The organism is Lysinibacillus sp. FSL K6-4013, from assembly GCF_038630435.1.
Taxonomy (GTDB): domain Bacteria; phylum Bacillota; class Bacilli; order Bacillales_A; family Planococcaceae; genus Lysinibacillus; species Lysinibacillus boronitolerans.
In genome coordinates this window covers 2,579,682-2,600,279 of record NZ_CP152031.1, presented here as the reverse complement: position 1 = coordinate 2,600,279, position 20,598 = coordinate 2,579,682, and the positions used below count along the sequence as shown (strand labels likewise).

19 protein-coding genes and 1 pseudogene are annotated in these 20,598 nt (G+C 36.0%); 12 read left to right on the top strand and 8 right to left on the bottom strand.

The window, feature by feature from the left end; all coding sequences use genetic code 11:
- The first annotated feature begins 325 nt into the window (after positions 1-325).
- The 5 genes from MHB39_RS12875 (at position 326) to MHB39_RS12855 (ending at position 4,239) form a co-directional block, all read left to right on the top strand.
- Entirely contained in the window at positions 326-1,531 is a 1,206-nt protein-coding gene (locus MHB39_RS12875; RefSeq protein ID WP_258859178.1) for an EAL-associated domain-containing protein, read from the top strand.
- 307 nt (positions 1,532-1,838) lie between these two features.
- Positions 1,839-2,483, top strand: coding sequence for a copper amine oxidase N-terminal domain-containing protein (locus tag MHB39_RS12870; RefSeq protein ID WP_342543991.1), 645 nt, complete (start codon positions 1,839-1,841; stop codon positions 2,481-2,483).
- Between the two features lie 17 nt (positions 2,484-2,500).
- Positions 2,501-2,761: a hypothetical protein gene (locus tag MHB39_RS12865; RefSeq protein ID WP_036076411.1), complete on the top strand. Its 261-nt coding sequence runs from the start codon at positions 2,501-2,503 to the stop codon at positions 2,759-2,761.
- A 28-nt stretch (positions 2,762-2,789) separates the two neighbouring features.
- The gene (locus MHB39_RS12860) at positions 2,790-3,695 is read left to right on the top strand and encodes an FAD:protein FMN transferase (RefSeq protein ID WP_342543989.1); all 906 of its coding nucleotides are present in this window, start codon (positions 2,790-2,792) and stop codon (positions 3,693-3,695) included.
- On the top strand, positions 3,685-4,239 hold the full coding sequence (locus MHB39_RS12855) for a ferric reductase-like transmembrane domain-containing protein (protein WP_342543988.1): 555 nt from the start codon (positions 3,685-3,687) through the stop codon (positions 4,237-4,239). Before MHB39_RS12860 ends, MHB39_RS12855 begins: the two co-directional genes overlap by 11 nt.
- A 141-nt stretch (positions 4,240-4,380) precedes the next feature.
- Here the strand turns inward: MHB39_RS12855 and MHB39_RS12850 are convergent, their stop codons facing one another.
- Positions 4,381-5,628, bottom strand: coding sequence for a HAMP domain-containing sensor histidine kinase (locus MHB39_RS12850; protein WP_342543987.1), 1,248 nt, complete (start codon positions 5,626-5,628; stop codon positions 4,381-4,383).
- Between the two features lies 1 nt (position 5,629).
- Positions 5,630-6,295 (bottom strand): response regulator transcription factor, encoded by a 666-nt coding sequence (locus tag MHB39_RS12845; RefSeq protein WP_036076407.1) that lies wholly within the window; start codon positions 6,293-6,295, stop codon positions 5,630-5,632.
- 217 nt (positions 6,296-6,512) lie between these two features.
- Here MHB39_RS12845 and MHB39_RS12840 point away from each other — a divergent pair, with 217 nt between their 5' ends.
- Positions 6,513-7,061 (top strand): hypothetical protein, encoded by a 549-nt coding sequence (locus MHB39_RS12840; RefSeq protein ID WP_342543986.1) that lies wholly within the window; start codon positions 6,513-6,515, stop codon positions 7,059-7,061.
- Positions 7,062-7,221: 160 nt separating this feature from the next.
- Positions 7,222-8,903: pseudogene (locus MHB39_RS12835) on the top strand (IS1182 family transposase).
- Positions 8,904-9,058: 155 nt separating this feature from the next.
- Here MHB39_RS12835 and MHB39_RS12830 read toward each other — a convergent pair.
- A complete protein-coding gene (locus MHB39_RS12830) occupies positions 9,059-10,282 on the bottom strand; it encodes an IS110 family transposase (RefSeq protein ID WP_258860335.1) in 1,224 nt (407 codons plus the stop codon).
- A gap of 920 nt (positions 10,283-11,202) precedes the next feature.
- On the opposite strand from MHB39_RS12830, the gene MHB39_RS12825 reads away from it, so the two are divergent.
- Positions 11,203-11,595, top strand: coding sequence for a RidA family protein (locus tag MHB39_RS12825; protein WP_342543983.1), 393 nt, complete (start codon positions 11,203-11,205; stop codon positions 11,593-11,595).
- 54 nt (positions 11,596-11,649) lie between these two features.
- On the opposite strand, the gene MHB39_RS12820 is transcribed toward MHB39_RS12825, so the two are convergent.
- Positions 11,650-11,895, bottom strand: coding sequence for a hypothetical protein (locus tag MHB39_RS12820; RefSeq protein WP_258859175.1), 246 nt, complete (start codon positions 11,893-11,895; stop codon positions 11,650-11,652).
- A 468-nt stretch (positions 11,896-12,363) separates the two neighbouring features.
- On the opposite strand from MHB39_RS12820, the gene MHB39_RS12815 reads away from it, so the two are divergent.
- Together MHB39_RS12815 and MHB39_RS12810 are read left to right on the top strand one after the other, a co-directional pair.
- Complete coding sequence (locus tag MHB39_RS12815) at positions 12,364-13,218, top strand: malate synthase (protein ID WP_342543981.1); 855 nt, start codon at positions 12,364-12,366, stop codon at positions 13,216-13,218.
- 479 nt (positions 13,219-13,697) lie between these two features.
- On the top strand, positions 13,698-15,047 hold the full coding sequence (locus MHB39_RS12810; RefSeq protein WP_339280244.1) for an IS1182 family transposase: 1,350 nt from the start codon (positions 13,698-13,700) through the stop codon (positions 15,045-15,047).
- A 291-nt stretch (positions 15,048-15,338) separates the two neighbouring features.
- Here the strand turns inward: MHB39_RS12810 and MHB39_RS12805 are convergent, their stop codons facing one another.
- A complete protein-coding gene (locus tag MHB39_RS12805; protein WP_342543978.1) occupies positions 15,339-16,385 on the bottom strand; it encodes a DUF418 domain-containing protein in 1,047 nt (348 codons plus the stop codon).
- Between the two features lie 89 nt (positions 16,386-16,474).
- Complete coding sequence (locus MHB39_RS12800; RefSeq protein WP_016992192.1) at positions 16,475-17,428, bottom strand: YafY family protein; 954 nt, start codon at positions 17,426-17,428, stop codon at positions 16,475-16,477.
- Positions 17,429-17,528: 100 nt separating this feature from the next.
- Here MHB39_RS12800 and MHB39_RS12795 point away from each other — a divergent pair, with 100 nt between their 5' ends.
- Positions 17,529-18,059 carry a dihydrofolate reductase family protein gene (locus tag MHB39_RS12795; RefSeq protein WP_312125870.1) on the top strand — a complete coding sequence of 177 codons (531 nt, stop codon included), beginning with the start codon at positions 17,529-17,531 and terminating at the stop codon, positions 18,057-18,059.
- Positions 18,060-18,073: 14 nt separating this feature from the next.
- Here MHB39_RS12795 and MHB39_RS12790 read toward each other — a convergent pair whose 3' ends face one another.
- Positions 18,074-19,081: a serine hydrolase domain-containing protein gene (locus MHB39_RS12790; RefSeq protein WP_342543973.1), complete on the bottom strand. Its 1,008-nt coding sequence runs from the start codon at positions 19,079-19,081 to the stop codon at positions 18,074-18,076.
- A 120-nt stretch (positions 19,082-19,201) separates the two neighbouring features.
- Here MHB39_RS12790 and MHB39_RS12785 point away from each other — a divergent pair, with 120 nt between their 5' ends.
- Positions 19,202-19,723 carry an AAA family ATPase gene (locus MHB39_RS12785; RefSeq protein WP_342543971.1) on the top strand — a complete coding sequence of 174 codons (522 nt, stop codon included), beginning with the start codon at positions 19,202-19,204 and terminating at the stop codon, positions 19,721-19,723.
- Positions 19,724-19,753: 30 nt separating this feature from the next.
- Here the strand turns inward: MHB39_RS12785 and MHB39_RS12780 are convergent, their stop codons facing one another.
- Positions 19,754-20,575, bottom strand: a complete 822-nt coding sequence (locus MHB39_RS12780) for a Ku protein (protein ID WP_312125877.1) — start codon at positions 20,573-20,575, stop codon at positions 19,754-19,756.
- Positions 20,576-20,598 lie beyond the last annotated feature (23 nt).

Below are 20,598 nucleotides of genomic sequence, written 5' to 3'. Positions count from 1 at the left end.
GCTAATAATCATCCATTATCACGGCTGTCATTGCGTCGAGTTGCATAGATTAAAGGGAGAAATAAAATAAGAGAGACAGCCTTGGATGGACAAAAGTATAAAGCTGCAAGATGGAAAGTCGTTAGCATTGATAAAAATCACATACTGGCATTTATGATGGTTAAAGGTTAGGACGGCTTGGCCAAAAATCTTGGGAAGTGAAGTTGCGATTTTACTTTAAACAACTTATTATACAGTCAGAGAGCATTTTTTGAGCTAGTCATGATAAATGTAATGTTATTTTTGAATAACAATGAAAACGTTATTCATATTGGAGGTTTCGATGATGGACGCAATTGAAGTGTTAACAAATTTAGATCAAATACATGGGTATTATCAACCGATATTTAGCGCAGACGCGCATACGGTGATTGCCTACGAAATTTCCGGATATCTACAAATTCAAGGTCAGCAAATTAATTTGAAAGATTTTGTCAACAATGAAGATATTCCCGAAGAATATCGAATTGATATGGAACATAAAATTTTACATGCAGCATTAGCCAAAATTGATGAAATTGCTTCAGAAATTGATATTTATATTCCAAGCAATCCAAATTTATTAATGCAAGATTTTGGTGAAAGTCATTTTAATATTATCCAACAATATATAGAGGAAAAAGATTTACAGCGTATCGTACTTGTCGTATCAGAGCATCGATTTATAGGGGATATCAACAAATTACATCACGCCCTACGCTATTTTACGACGTTTGGGGTGAAAATTGCCGTTCAGGAAGTAGGAGCCGAAAGTCATTTAGAGCATATTGCGCTATTGGCACCACATATCTTAAAGGTCAATACACGTGATTTAAATTATGATTCTTGGTCTGCTCAATCGGACATGATTTCTGCCATTGGTAGCCTTGCTTATAAAATTGGAGCAAATCTATTATTTGAGGATATTGAAACGGTTTATCAGCTACAATTTGCTTGGAAAAATGGTGGTAGATTTTATCAAGGGCCATACCTAGCAAATCCAGCTATGACTTTTGTCGATAAGGATATATTAAAGGAACGCTTTAAAAAAGAATGCCAGCAATTTATTACTTCTGAAAAGAAAATGCTAGAGGCGCAATATTTGCAGCTGAAAAAATTAAGGGAGGAATTAGAGGCAATTGTTCACCGTGTGAAACCAACAAGCGACAATGTCTCCCATTTAGAGTACTTAGCTGAATTATTGGATAACTACTCCTTCCGTCTTTATATTTGTAATGAGGATGGATTCCAGTTAACGCCTAACGTTATGCGCATTGATGGCAATTGGGAGCTACAGCCACGTGCCATCAATAAAAATTGGAGCTGGCGCCCTTATTTCCTTCAAACGATTATCAAAATGCGCAACGATCAAAGTGGGGAAATCTCTGAATTGTATCGGGATATTGAAACAGGGGAAATTACAAGAACATTCTCCATTGCCATCAACGAGCATGAATATTTGTTTGTTGACCTTTCCTATGACTATCTTTATGAAAACAAAATCTTTAGATAATATTACTAATTTCTTTTGTGACAACATTTCAGGGGTACAAATTGCAATTCGATATATTTAGTTTAATTAAATGTACTAGGTATTATGGGAGAGTGTCCTAAAAGCCTAGAAAAATACTGAAGTTGCCTTCTATTTTTTGCAGAAGGCAATTTTTTTGATTTCAATCAATAATGCTATTTAAATGCTCTCAGAAAATTAACTATCTCTATCCAAACAAAAATGGATTTGTTTAATGAATGATTTTGTTTTTTCAGTATTTTTTCATTTAGCTTAATTAAGATGGAAATAACATAAAGGAGCTGAAAAAATGAGGATTATCAAAATATTTCTAATTATTAGTTTAATTTGGCCATTTGTTGATGCCAAAATAGCAAATGCGGATGATGAAGAAGATTATAAAAAATACGAGGGTGATGTTCATAAAAAGCACAATGATGATTATGATGATGACGAGGAAGATGATGATTATGATTATTATAAAGAAGAGGATGATTATGAATATTATGACCAAAGATACCCTGAAACAAATAGTAATACATGGAATATTTGGACAAGATCTACTTATGTAAATAAAGGAGAGTTACCCCTAAAAGAAGCGAAAGAAATTCAATTAAAACTAGAAAATAATAATAATACAAGGTCACTTTACTTGATTCCTTTAGATGGTGAAATATATGTGCCAGGTAAAATTGTTGCTGAACTTTTAGGTGCAAAAGTAGTTAATTATGATAATAGTAAAATATTAGAAATTAATAAAGCTGGTACAGAACTAATTTTTCGTGCTGGGACAAATGTAGTGTACTATAACGAGATAAAAACACCGATACCAGCTGTTACATTTTACTTGAATGATAATATATATGTTCCAATTAGTGTAATTTCAAATGGTTTAGGCTATGTGGCTGAATGGCAAGAAATGAATAACGCTGTTGTATTGAAGTTATTAAAATAAAAAAGGGAGATGATTGAATGAAAGATCAAAAGAAAGCTAAATGGATATTAGGCACTTCTGGAGTAATATTATCTTCTTTACTATTAACGCAATTTAATAATGTTCCATCAGATATAAACATAGCTGATCTAAATTTGACAAATGAACAATCAAAAAAAATGTCAGACCGAGAAAAGGAACTTGTTCAATTAGATTGGACAAATTTTGAAATTGTTGGAGTGAATCAACTACAACAACAAAATAAAATTCGTACCGATCGAACTACCAAACGATCCTAAACTTAGTTTGAAGTGGAGTTGAAATTGCTTGGATACCTTATCATTAAACACGATGAATACAAACTTTTATATTGAAATTGCTGGAACACAAAAAATGGATTGGAAAGACAAAGTGGTGAAATGGTTGCAATACGTTGCAAGAGAGTGGTCGAGATTTGAGCCAAATAATGAGTTAAATCAAATTAATCAACTAAAGGTAGGAGAAATAGGTAGAATTTCTCCTGCATTATATGATTGTTTAAAAGCAGCAGACAACTATTATACATTAACTAATAATATATTTTCTCCGTATTTAAAATTACATTTAGAACAACATGGGTATGATCGATCCTTTCCTTTTCAAGAATCAACGTATAAGCCAATACAAATAGAAAAAAAGACAAATAAGCCATTTCTTTTTTTGGATCACAATGAAGTTTTAAAAACGGATAATCAATTAATTGATTTAGGTGGATTTGCCAAAGGATACGTAGTTGAAAAAATAGCTGATTGGCTTAGACAGGTTTCTCCAGAGTTTGGAATTGTAGATGGTGGTGGAGATATGAAAATGTGGTCGTCAGGCAAAAAGACATGGACCATTGGGATTGCTCATCCATCTCATATACACGAAGAGATCAGTTCAATTAGAATTCAAAATGGTGCAATTGCCACATCGAATCGTATATTCAGAAGTTGGAAACAGCAGGGGAAAGAAAAGCATCACTTATTAGATGGAAGAACCGGAGAGGTAATCATTAGCCCTATCCTTCAAACAACAATAATAACAAACTCATTATGTCAAGCAGAAGTAGCAACAAAACTGGCTTTTTTATTAAATGAACAAGAATTACAAGTATGGTTTGACAAAATACAGATGCCTTGTGCTTGCCTAATAGCAAAAGATGATGGAAGTATATATTGGCTGAAAGGAGGAGAAAAATTAGATGTTATTTAGTACTTGGGAATGGATTCGATTATTAGGGCTTTTAAGTTATTTTTACTTCAGTATGTCAATTTTTTTTGGTTTACTAAGGAAATCTCCTACTCTCAAGTCCAATAAAAACTTATACTTTCAATTACATCAAATGAGTGGATGGATGGGATTTATAACTGTTATTGTACATTTACTTTTACTAATGATTGATCAATACGAACCCTATACTATTTCTGAAATCGTATTACCTTTTAGCGCTAACTATCAGGCATTGTTGTCTGGGCTAGGAACCATAGCTTTTTATTTATTTTTAATAGTTCTTTTAACATCAGATATATGGATAAATAAAATGAACTTCTCACTTTGGAAGAAGATGCATTTTCTTGTTTTACCTGCTTGGATATTATCACTTATACATGGACTATTCATTGGTACTGACTCTAATCAAATGTTGGTAATTTTATTTTATAGCAGTACGGTAATGGTTATAATTACCGCACTACTTGTAAGGTTGATGAGTGATGGGTTTAAGAAGAAAGATCAAAAGCAAGGGGTTAGCAAGTAAGCGGTGCTTGAATGGATGAAAGGCAGTTTCTCCATGTTAGCTAGACTGCCAAAGTAGCTCAAAAAAATAAACTAGTTGAATGGCACTACTGATACATGTAATGCCATTCTATGGTTTATCCATCATGTAATGATGAAGAGCCTACTTTTTAGTATAAAGAGGAAATTGAATACAAAATGTTGTACCTTTTTCCAATTCGCTTTGAACTGTGAATGTTCCTCCGTGATCATGAACAATAGAATCAGCTATAGCAAGTCCTAGTCCTGTTCCGTTTCTGTTTCTCACTGCATCACTCCGGAAAAATCTATCAAAAATAAAAGGGAGGTCTTCCTTAGAAATCCCAATGCCTGTATCTTCAATGTAGATATATATCATTTTATCAGTTTGTAAAAGCTTTAGATAGATTGATCCTCTTTGTGTGTACTGAGCGGCATTATCTAATAATATATAAATTAATTCAGTTATATTATTTGAATTTCCAATAAATTCAACATTAGGTTGGATTTCTGTTTCGAAAACGATTGATTTCGGTAACGCTCTTTTAAACTTCCTACTAATCGTTAGTAGCAACTCTGTTAAGGAGATTTTTTCTTTAGTTGAATGAATACGATTTTTGTCATGTCGGGCTAAAAATAATAGTTTATCTAATAGCTCTTTCATTAACTCTGCTTCATGCTTTAAATCTTCAATCAATTCTTTACCGAAATCACTCATATTATTAGCTTCATCAGTTTCTAAAATATCGAGTGAACTATAAAATACACTTAGCGGTGTTCTTAACTCATGAGAAGCATCTGAAACAAAGCTTTTCTGTTTTTCAAGTGCATGTTGAATGGGGATCATGGCTTTTCCTGCCATGTAGTAACTTAAGAATCCAATTATTATCGTAAAAATAATAATTAAAACAATAAACAGTAATATCATTTTTTGAAAAAAATGATATTGTGATGTGGTCGATTTGCCTATAACAATATATCCAATAAATTCATCGTTCGGCTGAATGGGTTTCGATAAAATTAAAAGATGTTTATCGCGCCAATTTATATTTTTTACAAAACGTTTAGAAGGGTCTTCCGTTTGAATGATTTTTTCTATATCTTTAAATAAACCTTGATAGTTTTCGTCACCGTGGACTAGAATCTTATCTTTTGTATAAACATAGTAAAAATACATACCATTTGGATTGAATTCTAATTTCACCTCATTATCATTTTTGTGCTCAAAAAAGTCATGGTACTGTTCTTTATAATAAGTTTCTAATTCTTCTATTTGTTGGTAATTCATTAGTTGAACTAATGAAAAATAAAGAATAATAAGAAAAGCAAAGAAAAAGCCTATAAAATTAATGGAGTTAAATAAAGTTAGTTTTTTACGAGTTTTCTTAAACATGCTACCTCACTCTGTATCCTATTCCTCTAATGTTTTCAATAATGGATTTTGGACGATTATGATCGATTTTTTTACGAACTAATTTTACTAACGCATCAAGGTTGTTGTTAGTCATTTCATGATCAAAGCCCCACACTTGTGTGTAAATTTGTTCTCTAGTAAGAATGATGCCTTTGTTGATAAAAAGGTACTCTAACAATAAAAATTCGTTTTTAGTTAATAGTATTTCTTGATTATCTTTAAAAAGTGTTCTGGAATCCAAATATAACTTTAAATCATCAATTTGAATGATTTGATGAATGGATTTATTTTTTCTTCTTAAAATGGCACGTATTCTCGCTAAGAGTTCTTCCATTTTAAATGGTTTAACAACATAATCATCAGCACCTGCATCTAATCCGCAAATGATGTCATTGCAATCATCCTTTGCTGTTAGTATTAAAATGCCACCTTCATAACCATTTCTTCTAGCTTCTTTGCACACATCAATACCGCTTATTTCTGGCATCATCCAATCTAAAATGACTAGATCGTATGTATGAAACAGTATGTATTCTAATGCATGCTGACCATTATCTACAGCATCCACCTGATGAAATTCTTTTTGAATGATGTGAACAATGTTTTTTCTTAATCGATTATCATCTTCTGCTATCAGTATTTTCAACGAAGCTCCTCCTACCTTTTTTATATTCAATATAACTAATTTATAACAACATTATGAAATCCACCTGAATTTTTTGTGCAACCAATCTTCTACTTATTCTAAGCCAAAAAAGAAATTTAAATTAAATATCGTAATTTTTTCTAGTACCGTTTTTCAGATTTTTTTCATATTGGTTGCTTAGACTAATGTTGAACCTCAATATGGAAGGAGATCTCCTATGCGATATTTAAAAATGTTTGGGATAGTATTGGTAGTTATGTTTTTTTTGTATGATGTAAATCCCATTTATGCTGATGATATTTTTGAAGGAAAAGATGAGTATGATGAGGGTAACGGTAGACAACAACACGAAGAAGGGCGTTATGAGGACCTTGGTGAATTAATTGGTTGGTGTACATTCATAGGAATTGGTGCAGCGGGTATGATTTTTCCTATTAGAACTTTCTTGAAGTCTGTAACTCGTACTTTCCCACAATCTAAAGGGCTATATTTATCCGTAGCAAAGTTAATAGGTAGATATCATATTCTTTTTGGCACAATGGCATTGTTGCTAGGTATTGGTCATGGGCTAATCATGTACTTTAATGAGGGTGAATTGGAGAATGAAGGAATTATGGGCTTGATTGTAATTATTCTTTTGTTAATTACTGCTATTATAGGAACGAATTTATTCAACAATAGAAAAAATCGAAGCTTACGAACAATCCATATGACAATAGCCGCAATAAGTGTGATTACAGGGGGGATTCATATTTTTATCTCTTAATCAGAGGGTGGGACAAAACCCACCTTTGAGCTGAAAAAGCCGTTGAAATTTTACGATGAGTAAAATTTCAACGGCTTTCAATAATTATTGAATAAAAATAAGGACCACTTCTGATAAAATAAAGTTACCACACAAAATTTTACAGGAAAGAAGGATCCTTATGTTCAAAAATTATAACATGAATCAATTAGTTTTGCCTCTAGATTTAGAAGTTCCATTACAAGAAAATGATATTGCTTTTGCCATCCATCATTTAGTCGAAAGTATTCCTGAGAGAACCTTCGACTCCTTTCAACGCCAAACAGGTTGCCCATCTTATCACCCACGCATGATGCTTAAAATTATTTTATGTGGCTACACGCAATCGGTTTTCTCTGGCCGTAAAATAGAAGACCTAACCAAAGACAGTATACGGATGATGTGGCTGGCCCAAGGGTATGAACCAAGCTACCGTACGATCAATCGTTTCCGTGTTCATCCCGATATGAAAGAGCTCATTCGCCAGTGTTTTGTGCAGTTCCGTGTCCAGCTTGTCCAAGAAAAAATCATCGATCAAGAGGCCATTTTTATTGATGGTACGAAGATTGAAGCAAATGCCAATAAATTCACGTTCGTTTGGAAGAAAGCAGTGGAAAAACATCATCACAATCTCGTTGAAAAATCGAATCAATTGTATAATGAGCTACTTGAAAAACAAATTATACCAGCATTGCAACGTGAAGATGAGGAGCAGCTTTCTATGGAAGAACTCACGCAAATCGCTGAAAAGTTAGAGGAAGTGGTCGAGGACTATACACAAAAAATCGATAGTACGGATGATGTCGGGATGCGGAAACAGCTGCGTAGTGAACGAAAAACGCCAAAGCAACTGTTAAAACAAGTACATGACTGGCTGATTCGTAAGCAGAGGTACGAAAAAGATTTTGAGATTTTTGACACACGCAACAGCTATTCAAAAACGGACAAAGATGCGACGTTTATGCGAATGAAAGACGATTACATGCAGAATGGACAACTAAAACCAGGCTATAACGTACAAATCGCAACAGAAGGTCAGTATGCGCTTGCCTACAGCATTTTTCCGAACCCAACGGATACACGTACGTTCATTCCATTTCTAAATGAAATCGAGCAGCATTATTTCGAGTTACCGCAATACATTGTCGCAGATGCAGGTTATGGTAGTGAACAAAACTATGAGGAGATCCTTTCGAACAGAAAACGAGAAGCACTGATTCCCTATACCATGTATGAGAAGGAGCAAAAGAAAAAGTACAAACAAAACCAATTTAACACCGATAACTGGCCATATGATAAAGAAACAGACACCTATACATGCCCGAATCAGAAACGTCTCGAATGGAAAAATCAAACTGTACGGAATGATCGGACAGGCTTCCAACATACGTTCAACATCTACGAATGCGAGGACTGTTCAGGATGTCCATTCCGTTCATCATGTACAAAAGCAAAAGAAGGCACCAATCGAAAAATGATGGTGAATGAAAAATGGGAACAACAAAAAGAATATATAAGAACAAAGCTTTCAGAAGAAAAAACGCGTACCATTTATCGTCAACGCAAAATTGACGTGGAGCCAGTTTTTGGATTCTTGAAGGCTAATTTGCGTTTCACTCGATTTTCTGTACGAGGAAAATCGAAGGTAGAAAACGAAATGGGGCTCGCATTACTGGCCGTGAATTTACGAAAATACACGGCCAACAAACAAGAACATATAAAATTAAATAGTAAAAAATGGAGAAAGGAGAATTTGAGCGAACTCAAATTCTCCTTTCTCCTTATTCGAAGCTAGTTCTGTCCCAGCCTCTTTCTTACGATTAGTCAACCTTATCTAGAGAATAATTTCTATTTTTATGAGTGTGAAGTAGTGAAGGATATCTCTCACCACTTCACACTCATTTTTTAGATACGCCAAAAAGACCTGACGATTTTTATTTTTTTCGAAAGGTCATTATGATATAGTTCTATATAGGTGATTACGATTTCTGAGCTGGTAGTGCGGACTCATAATCGTAAAGAATGCCACGCGTCAGTAACTGAAATGTCACTTTCAGAAACTTGTTGATGCAGGCGATGATCGCAACCTTATGAGGCTTCCTCTGAGGTTGCTTTTTTAATTTATAGTAATAGTCCACAAAATGATTTGGTTTTCCTTTTGCCATAAGCATGGCGCATACCATAAAAAATAAAATCTTCCGTAAATGTTTGTTTCCTCGTTTATTAATCCTGTCTCGATATTGCGTATTCCCAGACTGGTACCGCATAATATCAATGCCTGCGTAAGCGTTCAGTTGTTTCGCGTTTTGAAAGCGGCGGATGTCACCAATCTCTCCAATTAATCGGCACGCCGTTGAATCGCCAATCCCAGGAATCGAACGCAATACTAGATATTCTTTTCGTCCTTCTGACAATTCCACCATCTGTTTCACAAGCGTTGCTTTCTTCTCTAGTAAATCCGCAATGCGAGCTGCGTAATCTCGTGCTTGATCACAACGAATATCTGTGGATTTAATCGCTGGGTAACTATTTTCAGCTGCTTCTAATAATGTAATAGCTTTAGCCTCCGCACGCATTAGCGATAGGTTTTTTCGCGTATTGACCTTTAAACGATTTTTAATAATCGTTTTTGAATGGGCCTGTAAAAGTGCGGGGTGCGGATATAGTTGTACAATATTTAAAAATAGTGCTGAATTCGGTGTAATCAACTTTTCTAATTCTGGAAAACTCAGCTGTAAAATGGCATGCATTCTACTTTTGAGTAAAATGATTTCTTCGTCAATTTCATCGTAATAACGAGTCAATGCACGCATCTGTTCATAATAATCGTCTTGTATGTACGTTATTTCGCGTTCCATTTTGAAATGTGTTCTTGCGAGTTCATGGGCATCACTGATATCGGTTTTATTGCGACGCATCGTTGCCATCTGTAAATTCGCTTCAAGTGGATTCATGCGACAGTATGCATAGCCGTAATCTTTGAAAAAAGCTTCGACAGGTTTTGAATAGATGCCTGTTGCTTCAAATACGATATCTGGCGCTTGTCCATCTTGCTTTGTCATCTCTTCCATTCGTTCGTGTAACCTCTCAAAATCATCCCGTGTATGATGTAGCACACCTTCAAACTCGCATTGGCGATGACTATTATAAATCGTAACGGTACTTTTTCCTTTACTGACATCTAACGCAATGACATGTTTCATCTCATTCTTCTCCTTTTGACCAATCATAGAAGCCTTCACAGTACCTTATCGATTCCACTTTCTTATACACGATCTCTTAGGACCCAACATACTAAGCTGATTCATATAAGGGCATGAAGGTAGCCGGTTTTATATACGGACTCACAAATGGTCCCAGAGGCTGGTCGGCTTTTCTTCACTTCTACTATAAAAAAATAGTAGCACAAACCATGGCCTTGGTTTGTACTACTAATGTTAGTATGTTTTTGTTGCATATAGCATTCATTTCTATATTTGTTGTATAAACAATGTCTTAGACAAAGAATCTCTAATATTTGAGCTTAATGCAAAATGATTACTTTAGGGAAGTGTGATGAGTGTAATTATATTTAAATATTTTCTCATTTGGTCTTCTTATAGGTCATATATTGGCTATGGTATCTTTCAGCAGAAAAATTCTACACCTCAGCTTAAAAAAATACGATTGATTAGAGATAAAAGCTGCAAGCAATCTTAGCCAACATAAGTACGGCACGACCCCAAAATAAACAAAAAACTAGGTACGCCAATGAGGGGTACCTAGTTCTATTAAAGGGACACTTGGGATGGAGTGACCCTAGTAACAATTTCGGAGGTGTAAGGCTAATATAGCTTTACACTACTATATATATGTTGTGATGGCTATGGTTGAATAGTTAATTGCCTGAGAAATAATCGATGACATGCAAAAATAGTTTTGGTATTTCATTGATCGTCTAGGATAAAAATGGTAAGGTGAATATAACTTTAGGAACAAGGAGGAGAATTCACATGAAAAAAAGAGCTATTCGTTTTTTAAGCATGGGTATAGGGTTCTCCACAGCTGTTTTTTTCTAAAATCAATGAGCGAGGGATAAGTTTGCCCTTTTTTAGAAAAATACGATCCTAAAGGAGAAAAGAATATGAAAACAAACATAATACGTAAAAATCCAATGCAGGTACCTTGCCCTGTTGGTAAATATAGCCACATCACAATCATTCCGAAAGATGCAACAATGTATGCATTCTCTGGACAAATAGGGGTTGGTCAAGATGATCAACTGCCTGTAGGACTAAATGAACAAACGATCAATACATTTAAAAATATTGAAGCGCTTTTAGCAACTGAGGGATTGGATGCTTCTCATGTGGTAAAAGTGAATATATGGGCGACAGAGGAGATTGATTGGCATCATTTCGATCAGCAATGGGAAATGATGTTTGGTCATTCTTATCCTTCTATGACAATTGCCTATATATCTGCATTAGGGCTACCAGATATTAAAATAGAGATTGAACTTTGGGCTGCTAAATAGCCTAAAAAACGACAATATCCATGTGGTATTGTCGTTTTTGTGTACAGATCTGTATTAACGTAACATCCTTTTTAATTGTTTCATTTCATAATTTAATTCGTCAATTTGCTTTTGTAGTTTGTCAATTTCATTGCTATTATTTTCATTTTCCTTCAACTCATCCTCTAGGGCAAGACCAGCCGCAATGGTCGATAGAGCGTCTCCGAGTGTTGTAATCGCCCCCGCAATGACAGCCAGCCTAGCTGCATGACTCACGGATTCCAATCCCTCACTATTCCGATTACCTTTATTTTGCTTCATATAATCCTCCCTATAAAAAAGGGTATTATTTGCATTCTATGCTTAGGATAAGTAGCAGGTGAAGATTCTTTTTGGCATACCTTGTATAAAAAAGGTCACTTATGTTTGCAACAACGGAAAGTTGGATTTTTTGAGGCGTTTTCCAGAAGTTGAAGGACTTTATTTTACAGCTATTTTTAGACCCGGTAGAGAATAAATATTTTATTTTAACTCATGGTAAAATGCATTGTCAATAATAAATTTGTAATTTTATTAAAAAATGTTATAATAGTCTTACGATAATTTTTTATAAATGTATTTCGAATTCCGATGTCCTATTTTGCAGAAAGAATTTGGATACGTTTTTTTAATTTCCTTTTATAAGCTGAAAAAAATCAAAACCGTTATGTATGCTTTAAAGGAAGTTAATGAAAAAAATTTACTATCTAATAGTAACTTAGTTTTTATTCCATAAGGAGGACTAGATTAATGAATCTAATTAATAAGAAAGTTACACACAAGCGTTTTGGCATAGGTAGTATAGTTAATCAAAATGATTCGAGTATTGAAATCCATTTTGCAACGGAAAATAAAAGGTTTGTTTTCCCTGATGTATTTGGAAACCACCTAAAAATACATGATAAAAGTGATGCTAAGTTACTTGAGGAAATTATACAAAAAAAAGAAATTGAACGACAAGAAGAAGAATGGAAGAAGGAAGAGGAAAAAAAACTACAACGGAAAGAACTAGTACTTCGCTTGGAACACGAAAAACTTATGAATAACCATAAACTTCATCCCGCATCACAAATGGTTTTTTGGTGTGACACAGAAGAACAGAATAGTTCTTTTTCAGAGTGGAAAGTTTTTTCAGGCATATTAAAGAGTGGTAATAACAAAGGAAACCCAAACAAGCCGAGCCGTTTGCATCAAAATAGCGCTGTCCTTTTAACAGCAAGAGATTCCAGTCAGCTTGAAAAAGATAGACGCATCTTAGGTGTCTATATGGTGAATGAAAATTTTGTTGGTAAACTGTGTGAAGATGGACATATTCCTGCTCATTCAAAATACAGAATTCAACTGACAGAACAGGAATCGGATCAGCTGCTTTTCTGGCAATATTATATCAATGAAAAATTCCCCGAAAAGATGACATGGAAGACAGGTAAATATCGTTATTTCGAAAATTTATGGATGGCTCAAATTTTACTTGATATCATTGCGCTGAAAAGTGACCCAAAAGAACGAGAATTGGCACAACAATTCTTTAAACATTTTTGTAAAATGAATCAAATAACAGTTCAAGAAATTCCAAAACCTGATGGCGCTTTAACCCGTATTTAGTACAGTGAACCAATTATCAAGATGAAGAGACATACCCGCTTGAAAGTGAAAAAAATAACTGCAATGAATACAAGTCACTGGATTATAAAATCCAGTGACTTGTATGTTTATCTCCTAATTAGCATTCAATTATCTATTCCCCACAAAGTACCCGCATGATTCACGTTTATTTCTTATTAGACTTAATAAATTAAAAGAAACAGCGTTAACAATGATTAACGCTGTTCAGACTGTAGACAAACTCAATGAATTTTGAGTTTGCCTACAGTCTTTTTTCTTTTACAATAAAATAAAGTAAAGCCGTTGATTTCCACTACGGGCGGACGCTTTCCGCGGGCGGGGTCGAGCTGCTTCCCTCGCTTCGCTCAGTCCAGGATCTCGACTTTCCCGCTTTTCCCGCAGGAGTCGCCACCCTTCGTTCCAATCAACTTCTACATAAAGAATTATTGATAAAAAGTACACTTTCGAGGTGATCAACCATGATGACGAAAAATCAAATCAATGAACGTGAACAATTAGAAATGCTAACGATTGATCAATTAGTTCCCCAAGATCATTTAGTACGAAAACTAGAGGCGGCTATTGATTTTTCATTTATCTATCCTTTAGTAGAAAACCTCTACTCTGCTAAAGGACGCCCTAGTATTGATCCTGTTGTTCTCTTTAAAATGACGTTTATTCAGTACGTTTTTGGTATACGGTCCATGCGTCAAACCATCAAAGAAATTGAAACGAATATGGCGTATCGTTGGTTTTTAGGATTTGGCTTCCATACAGAAGTCCCGCATTTCTCTACCTTCGGTAAAAATTATGTCCGTCGCTTTCAAGACACTGATATATTTGAGCAGATATTCTATCGTATATTAAAAGAGATTATGCATCAAGGACTCCTCCATGCAGACCATTTATTTATCGATTCTACGCATGTGAAAGCGAGTGCGAATAAACGAAAGTATGATAAAAAAGTTGTGCGAAAAGAAACACGGGCTTATGAAGAGAAACTTCAATTAGAGTTAAATATGGATCGTGAGGAACACGGAAAAAAGCCCTTTCCCCCGGAGAAGTTTGAAAAGGAAGAATGGAAAGAAATAAAGGAAAGCACGACAGATCCTGAAAGTGGCTATTACGTGAAGGATGAACGTACGAAACAGTTTGCGTATTCTTTTCATGCAGCGACAGATGAAAAGGGCTTTGTCTTGGGTGCCATTGTAACTCCGGGAAATGTGCACGATAGTCATGTATTACAGCCACTTGTGGAAAAAGTCATTGAAAACGTTCAAAAACCATTAGCTGTTGCGGCAGATGCAGCCTATAAAACACCAGCGATTACGAATTTTTTATTAGAGAATCAAATGTTGCCTGTTCTTCCTTATACACGTCCTAAAACGAAAGATGGATTCTTCCGAAAGCATGAGTATATATATGATGAGCACTATAATTGTTATCTTTGTCCACAAGGACAGATATTGAAGTATACGACAACGACTAAAGAAGGGTATCGTCAATATAAATCGAATCCTTTGATTTGTGCGAAGTGTCCAAGCCTTTCCCAATGTACAGAAAGTAAGCATCATCAAAAACTCATTCAACGCCATATTTGGGAGTCGTATGTGGAAGAAGCTGAACATTTACGCCATTCCTATGACATCAAACAGATTTATGCAAAGCGCAAAGAAACGATTGAGCGTGTATTTGCGGATGCAAAAGAAAAGCATGGTATGCGATGGACAACCTTACGAGGTCTAAAAAAATTGTCCATGCAGGCGATGCTTACTTTTGCTGCCATGAATTTAAAGAAACTGGCTACTTGGACGTGGCAGGCAGCTTAAGAAGGTAGCTATGCTCGAAGAGTATGTTGAATTTGGTAGTATATTACCAAATGTTAAAGATAAAATAGGAAGAAAAATGACAAAAGCCCATCGAGAGTGAACCTCTCGATGGCTTTTGTCTACAGTCTGAACAGCGTTAACAATGATTAACGCTGTTTTTAAATTAGTCACGTTGGTGACTAAATAAAATGGGGATGTGTTTCTTGCTGAAGATATGAGCAAAGATGGAAAGCGAGTAGGGTACATTACCAATATATGATGTTTACCACCAAGCTGATAGGTATTTATCCTTTACAATAAATAATCTTTATTTCTTTGTCGTAGGGGAGGAATTGTCCAATATGCCCCGATTCGCCATAGCCATTCCATTGGGCCAAAGCGGAAAAAGTATAGCCATAGCTTACTAAAGAGCAATTGGCAAACATAAATGCCTAGACAAATCCACAAAGATTCAAGATAGCGAAGTTGTCCGATTAAACCGAAAGCATGGCCAATTAAGAGAATGAGCACGGTTTGCCCCAAGTAATTAGTCAAGGCCATGCGCCCATATGCTTTTAATGGTGCCAATAGTCGCTGGAACAAAGTACTTTGTAATAATAGGATGATTGTTCCCATGTAAAAGGCAGAAGCGAATGGGCTAAACTGTAGTCCAATTAATGAAAATTGCTCGATATTAGTAATATGAGCTGCTAGCTGATCCTTGGGCAAATGTTGGATGTTGATAAGGGGTTCAGGGACATACTGCCATTGATAAAACCAGCTAACCATGCTTATCAAGCCCATTACAATCGTCACTAACCTGATTTTAAATCGATGTAATGTGATATTTTCAAATAAATGATATTGTCCTGCAGCTAGACCAAGCAAAATTAGTGGAAATGGCATTAAAATTTTTAGACCAAAATAGGCAGTGATGGCTAATAGGATGAACCCAAGGATGAGATTGATGCCTTTGCGCATTTTATAAAAAGGTAAGGCTATAAAGCCAAAGATAGCATAGACTGTTAAGGCTTCACCTGGGTGGAAATAAAAATGAACAATCCCCATAAGCAGTAAAATCAAAAGTCTACGGCTAAATAAGGCATAGGCTTTTTCACCCCTCGCCCGAGCGCGTGAAATAAAGAGATAAAATCCTATTCCAAATAAAAATGAAAAAATGATAAAAAATTTACCCTCTACAAAAAGTGTTAGAAAGCGGCTATAGGCAATATCGTTTGCCAATTTAGGTGGTTCAATCCACATTAACGAGGGGATATTGACTAGAATAATGCCTAGTAAGGCGAACCCTCTTAAATAATCTAATGTATCAATTCGTTTATTACTGTTGGTCGGTTGCACGTAAATCTCCTCCTTCAAACCCAATTATAAGGACGCTCTATCAAAAGTAGTAACGATGAATGTTACGTGAATCTGACAAAATTGTCATCTTATTGAGGTTCTTTTGGCTCGGGGTAAATCGCTAATAGCTCATGTGCATGCTGACGCAAAAGCTGAATTAATGCTTGCGGTTCTTTGACAACCGCATGTTGACCAAGGCGAAAGAATAGGGAGCTATTAAAGTGGAGCTCATGTTGATCGATGATCGTATCGATATAGCCTGTTCCATCACTATGTCGAACAACCGCTTTTTCCAGATGGGGCTCACTTAAACATTGACGAACGCCCTCGCTTGATAATTCAACATATAAGCGAATTGGCTGCTGAGGCTCATAGTCAGTTTCTAGCCATTGCTGCAAATTCATCGTCGTTTTATGGTTTGCTTCACCAACTTTTATGCCTTTAATTCGATCTACACGGAAGAGTAATATTCTTTCATTTGATAGCAGTAGCGCAGGCATATACCATAAGCCATCATGAGCGTACACGCCAATAGGCTGGATATGCTTTGAGGTCATACCAGACTTCGATTCATAGTGGATATGCAATTGTGATTGGTTGATGATAGCCTCTAAAACGTCAGTTAAGAGTGGTGTTGTAATGGCTCTTTTAGGGTTCCAAAAGGCAATATAGGATTGCAGCGTATCCACCTTTTTCTTGGCTTCCTTCTGTAAGGATTCATACAGCTTTTGAGAGACAGACTGCATTTCAGTATTAAAAGGTAAATCACGATAATAATGCAAAGACTGGAATGCAAAGAAAATAGCGACCGCTTCTTCCTCGGTAAATAATATAGGGGGGAGAATGGCATTTGATAGCACCGTATAGCCCCCATATCTTCCCTGTTCCGCGTAAATGGGTAGACCCATATCACTTAAATCCAACAGGTAACGATGCACCGTTCGCACGGAAATATGGAAGGTGTCGGCAATTTCCTGCGCTGTAAATTTCTTTTTTGCACTGACAAATAACAAAATATCAATTAATCGTTTAGCTTTGGTCATATTTTTTCACCTTTTTATTTAATCATGCCAATAGTTGTCATGTTTTATAGTTAGTATAGAGATTGTACAAGAGATTTTCAAAAGAAGAGGAGCTGACCTAATGTCACGAGAAATACTGGTATTTATTGCAGGGAGTTTAGATGGATTTATTGCCAAGGAAAATGATGATCTACAGTGGCTAGAGGAAACCGAGGGAGAGGGTGATAATGGCTACGCTGATATGTATCAAACCATTGATACCGTCATTATGGGAAAACGGACATATGATTATATCCTAGAGCACATTGATCCGTTCCCTTATCCTGATAAAAAATGCTATGTTTTCTCAACAACTCAAACTGGGGAAAATGAGCATGTGACGTTTGTCCAAGAGGATGTCATCACATTTACTCAACGTTTAAAAGAGCAAGAAGGCACAAAGATTTGGATGGTAGGGGGAGGGGCCATTCTAGATGCTTTTTTACAGGAGCGGCTAATTGACGAATGGATTATTACGCTTACACCGCATTTACTGGGCTCAGGTATACCGTTGTTTACATCTCCACGTCCATTCGAAAACTTAAGGCTATTGGAAACAAAACGATATGGTCAAATGGTACAACTGCATTATGAGGTAAGGAAAGAGGCTTAAATCAAGCCTCTTCTTTATTGGATAAAGGAACGATAGATTTCTCCTAAGAGACCTTGCATTTGATGGACGCCTGTATCGGTGTTAGTCATGGCAACAAAGCCTTTGTCTAGGTGGGGATAGGCCACTAGCATACATTGATAGCCAACACCCCAGCCAAGCGAGGATATTTCAAGCTGCTCACCAGCACCATCAAGAAATACACCAAGGCCCATCCATTCCTTACAGCCCTGAGGACGAATTAGCTCATGGATTGAAGCTAAACCAAGTGTACCTTTTCCCTTTAAAGCCTGCATTACCTCTTGTAATAATTTTGCTAGATCTGACGGTGTTGTCCATAATCCACAAGCTGCATCATACGGGTAAATAGGGTATCTTTGTGCTGTTAGGGTGCCATCTTTCTGATGACCACTTGCTGTATTGGCAGTTGGGACTGCGGAAGAAAAAAAGCTATTTGTCATGGCTAGTGGTTGAAAAATCAGGTCTGTCATGAGTGTTGAAAAATTTGAGCCTATTATATCCTCCATTAGCAATTGAACAATGCAAAAGCCAGCATCGGAATAATGAAATTCTTGCTCAGCCTCAAATTTACTATCGATTGGTATGGGACAATAAGGAGTTGTCCCTTTTAATAAGTCAACCATCGAAGGCCTCTGCCATAGTGAATGTAAGGGAGAGAAGCTGCCTTTAGGGTCAATAATTCCGGCCTGATGACTTAACAAATGTCGTAATGTAACCTTTTTTGCCTGAGTGTAGCTATTATCTGGCATCTTCCAGGATGTGAGCTTTTGATTAATATCCTCATCTAAATCCACTATACCTTGCTCGACCAGCTTCATCACTAAAATGCCTGTAAGTAGTTTACTAATTGAACAGGCATTGAAGATGGTTTCGGTATTGATTCTGTTAGTTTTCCCGACCTCTAATAGACCAAAGCACTCTGCCTTCTGAAGCTCACCATCCTTTATATAGGCAATGCTGAGGCCAGCTATTTGTTGTAGCAACATTTGCTCATGTATTGTCATGCATTAAGAGTCTCCTTATTTTTCCTTCATCATACCATAATTGGGAACCTATGTTCTCGGAAAAACTTATGTAAGATGAAATTTATTGTATAATAAAGGTACATATAAAGGAGGGGTTCAATGACAAAAACGTTTCCACAAAAAATACATATTATTGGGTCGGTTGGCAGCGGAAAAACGACATTGGCGAGGAAATTATCTAAAACCTTGCAAATTCCTTATTATGAGCTTGATAATGTGGCATGGATTCGAAAGGAATCAGGGGATATTCCAAGAACAGATGAAGAAAAAAAGGAGCACTTACAAACCATTCTCCAAACGAACAGTTGGATTATAGAGGGGATCCATCAAGAGGAGTGGGTTATTGATAGCTTCCAGCAAGCGGATTGCATTATCTTTCTCGATACGCCTTATAAAATTCGGATCTTTCGTATTATAAAAAGATTTATGAAACAAAAAATGGGCATCGAAAAAGCTCATTATCAACCAACTTTTTCGATTTTCTTTAAAATGTTTCGTTGGAATAAACGCTTTGAACGGGTAGGGAAACCTAAATTCTTTCAACAGCAACAGGCTGTATTGGCTAAACTTTTAATGATTCAGCGCAAAAAGGATTTAGATTCCTATTTTCGACAATTCTAAAGCGTATCCCGATGTCAGGATACGCTTGTCTTAGGCATTTTTCTTTGACCGTGTTGTCCGTTTTCTTGTAGCTGGCTTTTTCGTTTTTTCTAATGAAGCCTGTAGTGCTGTCATTAAATCCGTGACATTTTCAGGGATTGGACGTTGTTTATCACTTGTAGCGATTGTATTTGTAGCTTTCTTTTCTTCAATTAGTTCTAATAAAGCATTGCGGTAATCGTCTGTATATTTTTCAGGGTTAAATGTAGTTGTTAGCTGTTCCACTAGCATAAGCGCTGTATCAAGCTCCTTTTGTACTACATCCTGTTCACTTGGAATGTTTGGAACATCGCCAATACTCCTTACCTCATCTGGATAGTGAATTGTTTCCATTACGAGGGCATTTTGATAAACACGCACGATGGCAAGCTGCTCTTTAGAACGGATAATGATTTTAGCAATGCCAATTTTCCCTGATTGTTCTAATGTTTTTCGTAACAATGAATAGGCTTTGGCACCCGTCGAATCGGGTGATAAAAAATAGGTGCGTTCAAAATAAATCGGATCGATTTCAGTTAATTGCACAAAATCAATAATTTCCACAGCCTTATCTTCATTTTCCTTACGCAAGTTTTCTAAATCCTCTGGATCCAACACAACAAATTTATTTTTGGCATATTCATAAGCCTTCACGATATCTTCATCTTTTACCTCTTGGTTACAGCCCTCACAAACCTTTTTATAGCTAATCGGCGTATGGCAGTCTTTGTGAAGCTGGCGCAATTTGACATCCTTATTTTCAGTAGCAGCATGTAGTTTCACAGGAATATTGACCAGTCCAAAGGAAATACTGCCTTTCCACACTGTATGCATTGTTGTCACCTCGTTTTTCTTAC